This window comes from Pseudomonas sp. NBRC 111127, from assembly GCF_001320345.1.
GTDB lineage: Bacteria > Pseudomonadota > Gammaproteobacteria > Pseudomonadales > Pseudomonadaceae > Aquipseudomonas > Aquipseudomonas juntendi.
On the sequence record NZ_BCBD01000002.1, the window covers coordinates 11,898 to 24,237 of the forward strand.

Annotated in this window: 10 protein-coding genes; 1 reads left to right on the top strand and 9 read right to left on the bottom strand. The window is 64.4% G+C overall.

What is annotated here, in order from left to right; all coding sequences use genetic code 11:
- Positions 1–6 precede the first annotated feature (6 nt).
- Positions 7–2,562: a PepSY domain-containing protein gene (locus APH30_RS00595; protein ID WP_054911441.1), complete on the top strand. Its 2,556-nt coding sequence runs from the start codon at positions 7–9 to the stop codon at positions 2,560–2,562.
- A 102-nt stretch (positions 2,563–2,664) separates the two neighbouring features.
- On the opposite strand, the gene APH30_RS00600 is transcribed toward APH30_RS00595, so the two are convergent.
- From APH30_RS00600 to pilW, 9 genes are all read right to left on the bottom strand, one after another.
- A complete protein-coding gene (locus APH30_RS00600; RefSeq protein ID WP_029885485.1) occupies positions 2,665–3,456 on the bottom strand; it encodes an amidohydrolase in 792 nt (263 codons plus the stop codon).
- Positions 3,444–4,592, bottom strand: a complete 1,149-nt coding sequence (locus tag APH30_RS00605; protein ID WP_054911405.1) for a pyridoxal phosphate-dependent aminotransferase — start codon at positions 4,590–4,592, stop codon at positions 3,444–3,446. The genes APH30_RS00600 and APH30_RS00605 overlap by 13 nt, the downstream gene beginning before the upstream one ends.
- Before the next feature lie 118 nt (positions 4,593–4,710).
- A complete protein-coding gene (gene der, locus APH30_RS00610; protein WP_009682028.1) occupies positions 4,711–6,174 on the bottom strand; it encodes a ribosome biogenesis GTPase Der in 1,464 nt (487 codons plus the stop codon).
- Positions 6,175–6,290: 116 nt separating this feature from the next.
- Positions 6,291–7,433, bottom strand: coding sequence for an outer membrane protein assembly factor BamB (gene bamB, locus APH30_RS00615; RefSeq protein WP_009682029.1), 1,143 nt, complete (start codon positions 7,431–7,433; stop codon positions 6,291–6,293).
- Positions 7,434–8,075: a tetratricopeptide repeat protein gene (locus APH30_RS00620; RefSeq protein ID WP_009682030.1), complete on the bottom strand. Its 642-nt coding sequence runs from the start codon at positions 8,073–8,075 to the stop codon at positions 7,434–7,436.
- Positions 8,076–8,113: 38 nt separating this feature from the next.
- Entirely contained in the window at positions 8,114–9,403 is a 1,290-nt protein-coding gene (hisS, locus tag APH30_RS00625; RefSeq protein ID WP_009682031.1) for a histidine--tRNA ligase, read from the bottom strand.
- Between the two features lie 25 nt (positions 9,404–9,428).
- On the bottom strand, positions 9,429–10,538 hold the full coding sequence (gene ispG / locus APH30_RS00630; protein WP_009682032.1) for a flavodoxin-dependent (E)-4-hydroxy-3-methylbut-2-enyl-diphosphate synthase: 1,110 nt from the start codon (positions 10,536–10,538) through the stop codon (positions 9,429–9,431).
- A 3-nt stretch (positions 10,539–10,541) separates the two neighbouring features.
- The gene (locus tag APH30_RS00635) at positions 10,542–11,579 is read right to left on the bottom strand and encodes a RodZ family helix-turn-helix domain-containing protein (protein WP_054911406.1); all 1,038 of its coding nucleotides are present in this window, start codon (positions 11,577–11,579) and stop codon (positions 10,542–10,544) included.
- Positions 11,576–12,337 carry a type IV pilus biogenesis/stability protein PilW gene (gene pilW / locus APH30_RS00640; protein ID WP_029885479.1) on the bottom strand — a complete coding sequence of 254 codons (762 nt, stop codon included), beginning with the start codon at positions 12,335–12,337 and terminating at the stop codon, positions 11,576–11,578. The genes APH30_RS00635 and pilW overlap by 4 nt, the downstream gene beginning before the upstream one ends.
- Between the last annotated feature and the right edge of the window lie 3 nt (positions 12,338–12,340).

A 12,340-nucleotide genomic window follows, 5' to 3' on the forward strand; every position in this document is an offset into this window, starting at 1 on the left:
GATGATGTGGTGAAGAAGACGCTGTTCCAATTGCACTGGTTCTTTGGCATCACCGCTGGCCTGGTGCTGGCCTTGATGGGCATTACCGGAGCGCTGTACTCGTTCCAGGAAGAACTGCTGCGCGCCTTCAATGCCGACGTGCTGAAGGTCGAGGTGCGCGCCGAAGGCGTACTGCCGCCAGCCGAGCTGGTGCAACGGGTCGAAGCCCAGCAACACGAGAAGGTATCGATGCTGTGGGTGGATGTGCGCGAAGGCAATGCCGCCCGTATCTTCTTCATGCCCGCACCGGGCGAACGCCGTGGCCTGCTGCGCTACGCCGACCCGTACACCGGCGAGCTCAAGGGCGAAGTGGCCGGGCAAGGCTTCTTCAACCTCATGCTCACCCTGCACCGCTTCCTGGCGATGGGTGATACCGGCCGGCAGATCACGGGCGCTTGCACCCTGCTGCTGGTGTTTTTCTGCCTGTCCGGCCTGTACCTGCGCTGGCCGCGCAAGGCGCTTAACTGGCGCACATGGCTGACCTTGGACTGGGCCAAGAAGGGCCGCGCCTTCAACTGGGACCTGCACGCCGTGGCCGGCACCTGGTGCCTGCTGTTCTACCTGCTGTTTGCCCTGACCGGGCTGTTCTGGTCCTACGAGTGGTACCGCGAAGGCCTAAACAGGCTGCTGGCCGATGCCCCGGCCGCTGGCCAGCAGCACAAACGCGGTGAAGGCCGAGGCCGACACGGGCCGCAAAAGGTCGACCCCAATGCGCCGCCGCGGGTGGTCGACTACGATGCCATCTGGGCCAGCCTCAAACAGGCTGCCGGGCCCGGCCTGGCGGCGTACAACCTGCGCCTGCCAGCGGCAGGCGGCCAGCCGGCCAACCTGTTCTACCTGCTGGACAGCGCCGACCACCCACGGGCCTTCAACACCCTGGTGCTGGACCCGGCCAGCGGCCAGGTCAAGCGCCAGGAGCGCTATACCGACAAATCCTTCAAGGCCCAACTGCTGCAAAGCATCTACGCCCTGCATGTGGGTGAATACTTTGGCCTGCCGGGGCGCATCATCGTCACCATCGCCAGCCTGACCATGCCGCTGTTCTTCGTCACCGGCTGGCTGCTGTACCTCGACCGCCGCCGCAAGAAGCGCCAGGTGAGCGCCGCTCGCGGCAGCGTGGCCGCCAACAGTGGCAGCGGCGACAGCTGGCTGATCGGTTTCGCCAGCCAGAGCGGCCTGGCCGAGCAACTGGCCTGGCAGAGCGCTGGCCAGTTGCAGGCAGCCGGCCTGCCGGTGCAGGTCCGCGCCCTGGCCGAGCTGGGTGAGGCAGACTTGCGCCAGGCCCGCCGCGCACTGTTTGTGGTCAGCACCTTCGGCGACGGTGAAGCCCCCGACAGCGCGCGCGCCTTCGAGCGCAAAGTGCTTGGGCAACCCTGGGCGCTGAACAACCTCAGCTACGCCCTGCTCGCCCTTGGCGATCGCCAGTACCCGCACTTCTGCGGTTTCGCCCGCCGCCTGCAAGCGTGGCTCGCCGAGCGCGGGGCCAACAGCGCGTTCAGCCCGGTGGAAGTGGACAATGCCGACCAGGCTGCCCTGCAGCAGTGGCAGCAAGCGCTGGCGCAGCTGACCGGGGCCCAGCCGGTGGCCGCCTGGCAACCGCCAAGTTTCGCCAACTGGACGCTGGTGCAGCGCAAGCTGCTCAACCCCGGCAGCCAGGGCCGGCCGGTCTACCTGCTAGGCTTGCAACCGCAAACCCCGGTCAGTTGGGAGGCTGGCGACCTGGTGGAGGTGCTGCCACTCAATGGTCCACCGCGGGTCGCCGCGTTCCTCAAGGGCATGGCGGTCGATGCAACCACAGCGGTGCAGGTCAATGGCCTGAGTGAAACCCTGGCCCAGGCGCTGGCCGGTCGCCAGTTGCCCACGCGCCGTGATCACCTGATCGGCCTGCAGCCGCAGGCGCTGGTCGATGCCCTGGTACCGATTGGCAGCCGTGAATACTCCATCGCCTCGATTGCCAGCGATGGCGTGCTCGAGTTGATCGTACGCCAAGAGCGCCACGCCGATGGGCAGCTGGGCCTGGGTTCCGGCTGGTTGACCGAGTACCTGCCGCTCAATGGCACGCTGAGCCTGCGCCTGCGCCGCAACAGCAGCTTCCACCTGCCGGGCCACGCCGCACCCATGATCCTGATCGGCAACGGCACTGGCCTGGCCGGCCTGCGCAGCCTGATGCGGGCGCGGGTGAATGCGGGGGAGCAGCGCAACTGGCTGCTGTTCGGTGAGCGTAACCGCGCCCATGACCTGTTGTGTGGTGAAGAGCTGCAAGGCTGGCTGGCCAACGGCGACCTGGCACGGCTGGACCTGGCGTTCTCTCGCGATCAAGCCGAAAAGGTGTATGTGCAGGATGTGTTGCTGCAGCAGGCCGAGGCGTTCAAGCGTTGGCTGGCAGAGGGTGCGTGTGTGTATGTCTGCGGCAGCCTGCAAGGCATGGCTGCGGGGGTGGATGCCGCGCTCAATGGCATTCTTGGGGAGGCCGCTGTGCAGCAGCTGATCGAGGATGGGCGGTATCGGCGGGATGTGTACTGATCAGCCTTTGATGTAGCCGGCACTGGCCTCTTCGCGGGTAAACCCGCTCCTACATCGGTCGTTGTAGGAGCGGGTTTACCCGCGAAGAGGCCGGCCCTGCTGTCAGTGCAGCTCGAAGGTATCGGCATCGAGGTTGGCCGGGAACTTGGTGCGGTACGCCGCCAGCTCCGCCGCACTCAGCACCACGGTAAACACCCCGTCCGCCTCGCCGGCACTCAGCAGGCTCTCACCCTGGAAGTCCAGCACCTGGCTGTCACCGGAATAGGCAAAGCCCTTGCCGTCCGTCCCCACCCGGTTCACCGCGGCCACATAGCACAAGTTCTCGATGCCCCGCGCCGGCAACAGGCGGTTCCAGTGCTGGCGGCGAGCGGCCGGCCAGTTGGCGGTGTACAGCAGCAGGTCGGTGTCCTGGGCGTCGCGGCTCCATACCGGGAAGCGCAGGTCGTAGCAGATCAGCGGGCGAATCCGCCAGCCCTTGAGCTCGAACTGCACCTGGCGCTCGCCCGGGGTGTAATGCTTGTGCTCGCCCGCCATGCGGAACAGATGGCGCTTGTCGTAGTGCAGAATCTCGCCATCCGGGCGCGCCCACAGCAGCCGGTTGCGGTGGCTGCCATCGGCCGCCTGCACGATCACGCTTCCGGTAATCACCGCGTTGTACTTTTTCGCCTGCGCCTTGAGCCATTTGTAGGTGGGGCCATTCTCAGGCTCGCACAGGCTTTCCGATTGCATGGAAAACCCCGTGGTGAACATCTCTGGCAGGATCACCAGGTCCACTTCACCGGCCTGCTCAAGCAGTACCTCGAAGTGCGCGTAATTGGCCTCGCGGTCATGCCAGGCAAGGGTAGTCTGCACCAGGGCGATTTTCAGGTTCGGCAATGTGCTCAGATCGCGCATAGTTTCTCCGCTGCCTGGCGCAGCGTCTCCTCTCGTTTGGCAAAGCACAGGCGCACCAGGCGTTGCTCGGGGATGGGGTGCTGGTAGAACACCGACACCGGAATGGTCGCTACGCCGTGCTCACGGGTCAGCCACAGCGCCATGTCGACATCATTCAGGTCCGGGCGTATGTGCGAATAGTCCACCAGCTGGAAATAAGTGCCCGCCGTGCGGGTAAAGCGCAATCGCGAACCCTCCAGCAAGCCGCAGAACAGGTCGCGCTTGGCCTGGTAAAAGGCCGGTAACTCATCGATGTGCTCCGGGTGCTCGGCCATGAAGTCGGCCAACGCGCACTGCAGCGGGGTGACGCCGCAAAAGTTGACGTACTGGTGCACCTTTCGCAGTTCGGCGCTCAGCGCCGGCGGGGCGATCACGTAACCGGTCTTCCAGCCGGTGACGTGGTAGGTCTTGCCGAACGAACTGACCACGAAGGCGCGCGGGTACAGCTGCGCATGGGCCAGCACGCTGGCGTGGCGTACCCCATCGTAGACCAGGTGCTCGTAGACCTCGTCGCTGACCAGGTAAATATCCCGGTCGGCGATCAGCTGCGCCAGCTGGTCGAGGTCTTCGCGGGTGATCAGGGCGCCGCTGGGGTTGTGCGGGGAATTGAGGATGACCATGCGCGTGCGCGGGCTCAGGGCATCGCTGAACTTCTGCCAGTCGATACGGAAGTCGCCATCGCTCAATTGCACATGCACGCAACGGCCACCGGCCAGTTCCACCGAAGGCTCGTAGCTGTCGTAGCACGGATCGAAGACGATCACCTCGTCACCGGCATGCACCACCGCCTGAATGGCGCAGAAGATCGCCTCGGTGGCGCCGGGGGTGATGGTCACTTCCTGGTCGGCATCCACCTTCGCCCCGTACAAGCGCTCCACCTTGGCCGCCACTTGCTGGCGCAGAGCCGGCAGGCCGGTCATCGGCGAGTACTGGTTATGCCCGGCGGCCACATGCCGGCCTACTGCATCGAGCAGTGCCTGTGGGCCATTGAAATCGGGAAACCCCTGCGACAGGTTCAACGCGCCAGTTTGCACGGCGAGCTGGGACATGGTGGTGAAGATGGTCGTGCCGACATTCGGCAGTTTGCTGCGGATCATGGAGCCCTCTTTCCTGGGGACTGAGAGCTATAAGCTACAAGTTTCAAGCTGCAAGCCACAAGAAAAAGCAGCGAGATACGCGGCCTGCTTTTACTTGCGGCTTGCAGCTTGCAACGGATTAACGCTTGTCGCGGCGCTTCTTCTCGGCCTTCTTGTGGTGCGACATCAGCCGGCGCTTCTTGTTGACCTGGCGGTCTGTGAGGGTGTTCTTCTTGCCCTCGTACGGGTTCTCACCGCCCTTGTATTCGATGCGGATCGGCGTGCCGACCAGCTTCAGCACACGGCGGTAGGTGTTTTCCAGGTAGCGCGAGTACGACTTCGGAATCTTCTCGGTCTGGTTGCCGTGGATCACGATCAGCGGCGGGTTGGCCCCGCCCAGGTGGGCATAGCGCAGCTTGATGCGACGACCGTTGACCAGCGGCGGCTGGTGCTCGCTCACCGCATCTTCGAGGATTTGCGTCAGGCGGCTGGTCGGCCAGCGGGTGACCGCCGACTTGAAGGCAGCCTGCACCGACTTGTACAGGTTGCCCACGCCAGTGCCATGCAAGGCGGAAATGAAGTGGATGTCGGCGAAGTCGACGAAGAACAGCCGGCGTTCCAGTTCGGTCTTGACGTAGTCACGCTCGCCCGGCTGCATGCCGTCCCACTTGTTCAGGGCAATGACGATCGCGCGCCCGGCTTCCAGGGCAAAGCCCAGCAGGTTCAAGTCGTGGTCGACCACACCTTCGCGGGCGTCCATGACGAAGATCACCACGTTGGCGTCCTTGATCGCCTGCAGCGTCTTCACCACCGAGAACTTTTCGACTTCCTCGTGGATCTTGCCACGCTTGCGCACGCCGGCAGTGTCGATGAACGTGTACTTCTCGCCATCGCGCTCGAACGGAATATAGATACTGTCGCGGGTGGTGCCCGGCTGGTCGTACACCACCACACGCTCTTCACCGAGCATGCGGTTGACCAGGGTCGACTTGCCGACGTTCGGGCGGCCGATGATGGCGATCTTGATGCCATCCTTTTCGCTCGGGCCCGGAATGCGCACAGCCTCTTCGCCTTCGGCGACATCGGCGTCCAGGGCTTCCTCGACCTGGTCGCGCGGCAGGTGGCCGAGCACGGCCTCCATCAGCGCGTTGATACCGCGGCCCTGGGAACCGGCTACCGGAATGGCGTTGCCCATGCCCAGCGGCGAGAACTCGGCGCGAGCCACGTCGGCGTCGATGTTGTCGATTTTGTTGGCGACCAGAATCGCCTCTTTGTTGCGTTTGCGCAGGTGCTCGGCAATCATCTGGTCGGCGGCGGTCATGCCGGCGCGGGCATCGACCAGGAACAGGACGTAGTCGGCCTCTTCAATGGCCATGAGCGACTGCTCGGCCATTTTCTCGTCCATGCCCACTTCGTCACCGGTGATACCGCCGGTGTCGATCAGGATGAAGGAACGACCCTGCCAGCTGGCATCACCATACTGGCGGTCACGGGTCAGGCCCGACAGGTCACCGACGATGGCATCGCGGGTCTTGGTCAGGCGGTTGAACATGGTGGATTTGCCGACGTTCGGGCGGCCCACCAGGGCAATTACGGGAACCATCGGCTCTCCACTCTCGAATTCTTGAAAATGCAAAGGCCGCTGCAAGGCAGCGGCCGGAGTACGGGCGGCGCTTCCTGCGCCGCGGCTTGAAGCCCGCCAAGGCTTCAAGCATAGCTTCAGCGGATGGTCAGTGCCTCGAGCTTGCCGCTGTTGCCGAAGACATAGATGGTGTCACCGACCACAAGTGGGCGGGCGCGCAGGCCATCGCTGTCGATACGCTCACGGCCCACGAAGCGCCCATCGACCTGGCTCAGCAGGTGCAGGTAACCTTCGAAGTCGCCCACGGCCACGTAGCTGGAATACACTTCCGGCGCAGAGAGCTGGCGACGGGCCATGCTGTCGTTGGACCACAGGGCGCTGGAAGTGCGCTCGTCGACACTTTCGACAGTGCCTGAAGCTTCGCTGACGTAAACGTTACCGAAGCCCTGGGCGACACCCACGTAGCTGGAGGCATCACGCTGCCACAGCACACGGCCGCTTTCCAGGTCCAGGCCCGCTACGCGGCCCTGGTAAGTGCTGACATACAGGGTTTGACCAGACAGCAGCAGACCGCCATCGATGTCGACCACGCGCTCCAGCTCGGAACGGCCCTGGGGAATGGCCACGCGGCTTTCCCACACCGGCACGCCGTTGTTGATGTCCACCGCCACCACCTTGCCGGTCGACAGGCCGGCAATGGCCAGGCGGTTGGTGACGATCGGCGCACCGGTGCCACGCAGGGTCAGTACGGCCGGAGTGTTTTCGTAGATCCAGCGGCGGTCGCCGGTAGCGGCGTCCAGGCCGATCAGGCGGTCGTCCTGGGTCTGCACCACAACCACGTCACCGTTGTTGGCAGGCGGGGCCAGCACTTCGCTGGTCACGCGGGAGCGCCAGCGTTCTTCACCGGTGCTGGAATCCAGGGCAATGACTTCACCCTTGAGGGTGCCGAGCATGACCAGGCCGTAACCCACGCCCACTGCGCCGGAAACCGGCAGCTCCAGGTCCTTGTTCCAGACCACGTCGCCGGTGATGCGATCGAGGGCATAGACGTCGCCGTGTACGTCGGAAGCGTAGATGCGGTCGTTCTCGATGGCCGGTACCAGGGTGTTGTAGGTTTCACCCTGGCCGTCACCGATCGAACGGCTCCACTGCTTCTTCAGCACCACTTCCTCGGTGAACTTGGTCAGCTCGGCCGGGGGCAGTTCCTTCTTGCTGTTGCTGCTGCAACCTGCGGCCAGTACGGCCAGGGTCAGCACTGCTGCATGTTTCCAACCGATCACTTACGCGTCCCCTTTAGCCAGGTCATCCAGCTTCAATTGCAGGCCACCGACTGCGGCGTCATCGGACAACGCAGCCTTGGCTTTCTCGTAAGCGCTGTGCGCGTCGCTGGCGCGCCCCAGTTGCACCAGCAGGTCACCCTTCAGCTCTTCACGGCTGGCCAGGAACGCCTTGTCGGCATCACCGTCAAGCAGCTTCAGGGCATCTTCGGCCTTGTTCTGGGCGGCCAGCACACGAGCCAGGCGCTGGCGCGAGATTTCGCCCAGGGTGGCATCGGCAGGCTTGTCCAGCACACCCTTGAGCTCGGCGGCGGCGTCGTCGAGCTTGCCGCTCTCGACCGCGACCTTGGCCACGAACAGGCTACCGTACTGGGCATAGGCCGTGCCGCCAAACTCGCTCTTGAGCTTGCCGGCCAGTTCCGCGACCTTGGTGGCGTCGGGCTGACCGCTTGGCGTCAGGCTGGTTTCGAGCAGGGCCTGGTACAACTGCGAGGCCCCTTGCGACTGGTTGTTCTGGTACTTGTGCCAGGTATTCCAGCCCAGCACCACCACACCTGCCAGCAATGCGCCGGTCAGCAGCGGCTTGCCATTGCGGTTCCACCAGTCCTTGACCCCTGCCAGGTCATCATCATCAGTACTCGACACCCCAATACTCCTTTTCGCCTATTCGTTGTTGAACCGCGTTACGCCTGCGCGATCGCGGTTTCCAGGTGCTCGGCAAGAGCATCCCAGGCAATGTTCTGTTGCTCGCCCTGGCCACGCAGTGGCTTCAAGCCGATGACTTGCTTGGCCAGTTCGTCGTCACCGAGGATCAGGGCGAACAGCGCACCGCTTTTATCGGCTTTCTTGAACTGGCTCTTGAAACTGCCGCCGCCGGCGTTGACGGCCAGGCGCAAGCCCGGCAAACGGTCGCGCAAACCTTCGGAAAGGCGCAGCCCGGCCAGCTCGGCCTGCTCGCCAAAGGCACACAGGTAGACGTCGACAGTACGGCTGATGGACTCCGGCACCTTGCCCAGGGTTTCCAGCAGCAGGATCAGACGCTCGATACCCATGGCGAAACCAACGCCGGTGGTCGGTTTGCCGCCCATCTGCTCGACCAGGCCGTCGTAGCGGCCACCGGCACACACGGTGCCCTGGGCGCCGAGCTTGTCGGTCACCCACTCGAATACGGTCTTGCTGTAGTAGTCCAAGCCACGCACCAGCTTGGTGTTGATCACGAACGGAATGCCGGCGGCCTCCAGGCGAGCCTTGAGGCCCTCGAAGTGCACGCGTGAAGGTTCGTCCAGGTAGTCTTCCAGCTTTGGCGCCCCAACCAGCACCGCCTGGGTGTTCTGGTCCTTGCTGTCGAGAATGCGCAGCGGGTTGCTTTTCAGGCGGCGCTGGCTGTCTTCATCCAGCTGCTCCAGGCGTGCGGACAGGAACTCGACCAGCGCATCACGGTAGCGGGCGCGGGCCTCGCTGGTGCCGAGGCTGTTGAGTTCGAGCTTGACCGCGTCCTGGATGCCCAACAGGCCCCACAGGCGCCAGGTCAGCATGATCAGCTCGGCGTCGATGTCCGGGCCGTCGAGGTTGAACACTTCCACGCCAATCTGGTGGAACTGGCGGTAACGGCCCTTCTGCGGGCGTTCGTGGCGGAACATCTGGCCGATGTACCACAGTTTCTGCACCTGGCCGTTACCGGTGATGCCGTGCTCGAGCACGGCACGCACGCAGGCGGCGGTGCCTTCAGGGCGCAAGGTCAGCGAGTCGCCGTTGCGGTCCTCGAAGGTGTACATCTCTTTTTCGACGATATCGGTCACTTCGCCGATCGAGCGCTTGAACAGCTCGGTGAACTCGACGATCGGCGTGCGGATCTGGCTGTACCCGTAGGTGTCCAGCAGGCCGGCGACAGTGCCTTCGAAGTAGCGCCACAGCGGCGACTGTTCTGGCAGGATGTCGTTCATGCCACGAATGGCTTGCAGCGATTTGCTCACGAAAAGTCCTTACGAATTCTGTGTGTCAGCCACGGACGATCAGCGCCGCGTCGGCTTCGGCCTTTTCGGCCGCTTTCTGGCGGATGAGTTTTTCCAGCTCATCGACCAGGTTGTCGTTGGTCAGTTTCTGCGCCGGCTTGCCGTCGATGTAGATCAGGTTCGGCGTGCCGCCAGTCAGGCCGACATGGGCTTCCTTGGCTTCACCCGGGCCGTTGACCACGCAACCGATCACTGCCACGTCCAGCGGTACCAGCAGGTCTTCCAGGCGCCCTTCCAGCTCGTTCATGGTCTTGACCACATCGAAGTTCTGCCGCGAGCAGCTCGGGCAGGCGATGAAGTTGATGCCGCGCGAGCGCAGGTGCAGCGACTTGAGGATGTCGTAGCCGACCTTCACTTCTTCGACCGGATCGGCCGCCAGGGAGATGCGAATGGTATCGCCAATGCCTTCGGCCAGCAGCATACCGAGGCCGACGGCGGATTTCACCGTGCCTGAACGCAGGCCACCGGCTTCGGTGATGCCCAGGTGCAGCGGCTGCACGATCTGCCTGGCCAACAGGCGGTAGGCCTCCACGGCCATGAACACGTCGGAGGCCTTGACGCTGACCTTGAAGTCCTGGAAGTCCAGGCGGTCGAGGTGCTCGACATGGCGCAGGGCCGACTCGACCAGCGCGGCCGGGGTAGGCTCGCCGTACTTCTTCTGCAGGTCTTTTTCCAGCGAACCGGCGTTGACACCGATGCGGATCGGGATGCCGCGGTCGCGGGCGGCGTCCACCACTGCGCGCACACGGTCTTCGCGGCCGATGTTGCCCGGGTTGATACGCAGGCAATCGACGCCCAGCTCGGCCACGCGCAGGGCGATCTTGTAGTCGAAGTGGATATCGGCTACCAGCGGCACGCTCACCTGTTGCTTGATCTTGCCGAAGGCTTCGGCAGCGTCCATGTCTGGCACCGACACCCGCACGATGTCCACGCCGGCATCGACCAGGCGCTGGATTTGCGCCACGGTGGCGGCCACATCGTTGGTGTCGGTGTTGGTCATGCTCTGCACCGCGATGGGGGCATCACCACCCACCGGCACATTGCCGACCCAGATTTTGCGGGATTCGCGACGTTTGATCGGAGATTCGCCGTGCATGACTTACTGTCCCAACTTCAGGCGAGCAGTCTCGCCACTGGTGAACGGGGCAACATCGACGGCCTGGCCGTTGTAGCTGACCTGGGCGCCCCGGGCGAAGCCCAGGCGTACCGCGAACGGCGGCTTGCCGGTCAGTTCGAGGTTGTCCCCTTTGCGCTTGATGGCGCTGAACAGCACCTTGCCGTTGCCGTCGGAAACCTGGGTCCAGCAATCGGCGGTGAACTGAATGGCGACCTTGCCGCTACCGGCCGGCACTGGCGCAGGCTCACTGGCGGCGACCGCCGCGGCAGGAGCTGCAGGCGTGGCGGCGGCCGGCGCGGCCGTAGCGGGAGCTACAGGGGCCGCCGTGGCCGCCGGGGTGCTGGCGGCTGCCTGCACGGGCGCCTGCTGGGCAGTTGCCGCCCCAGCGGCTGGCTCTGTGGCTGTACCGGCCGCCGGCTGCTCGCCAGCTGCAGCGGGTTGTTCGCCCGTGCCCTGCGCCAACGGCAGCGGTGCAGTCTCAGCCTGCTGGCCGGCGGTAACGGCCTGGTCTTCAGGCTCATCGAGCGGGTGGATCTGGGTGGTGCCGTCGGCGCTTTCGACTTCGACATGCTCCAGGGCCATCTTGGCCAGGTCCTTGCCGCGCAGGCTGCCCTGGTCCTGCCACCAGACGAAACCGCCACCGACCACGGCAAGCAGCAACAGCAGGCTGACGCCGCGCAGGATGTTGTGCGACAGGCGCGTCGGCTCTTCGATGCGGCCCAGCGAATGCACGTCGCTGCCCTTGGCATGGGTACCGGTGTAGCGGTCGAAGGCATCGACCAGCGCAGCCTGGTCCAGGTCCAGCAGCTTGGCGTAGGCACGTATGTAGCCACGGGCAAACGTATGCCCGGGCAGCTTGTCGAAGGCGCCGGTTTCCACGTGGTTCAGCGAACTGACAGTGAGGTTTAGCTTGCGGGCCACCTCGGCTTGCGACCAGTCCCGTTTCTCACGGGCCAGGCGCAAAAGCTCACCGGGGTTCTGGCCAGGCGCTACTGCTACTTCGGGATGCGCGGCGTTCATCGTTGCTCCGACAGGTATTGCTGATATTCCGGCGTACCGGGATAAAGTCGTTGTAATTGCTGGCCCGTTTCGGCCAGTGCGCCCTGCTCGTCGAACACCCTGGCAAGGCGGCTGCCCAGCAGCAGGCTACGGGCATCGTGCGCGCTCAGCTCGCTGAAACGATCGTAGTAGTCCCGGGCCGGCACATAATGCCTGTTTTCGTAGGACAACTCAGCCATTTCCAGCAACGCCCTGGGTTGCCGCTGGTTGAGCTGCAATGCTTTCACCAGATAGGCCTGTGCCTGGTCCCGGCGTTCGAGCCTCAAGGCAGTCAGGCCAAGGTTCTCGTATACGCGCGAGCGCTCAGGATACAGGGTATCGGCACTGGCCAGGCGAAACATCTGCTCGGCCTCGGCAAATCGCCCCTGAGCATAAAGGAAACTGCCGTAGTTGTTGCGAATTCGCGTATTGCCGCCGCTGCTTTGCAGGGCCTTGCGAAAGTGTGTTTCGGCCAGCGCCGGCTCACCTTCGGCCTGGAACACCAGCGCCAGGGCCGCGTGCGCATCGGCATCGCTGCTGTCCAGGGCCAGGGCCTTGCCCAGTGGCGCCTTGGCCTGTTCGGTCAAACCCTGTTGCAAATAACCCAGCCCAAGCTGCACGTAGGCACGCCCCGCTTCGGCCCTGCCCTGGCGGCTGCCCAGCGGGTCGCTCGCGCCGCCCGACACGCAGCCGGCCAGCAGCGAAAGCGCAAGGATCGACAGCGCGGCGCGCAGGCTCATGGG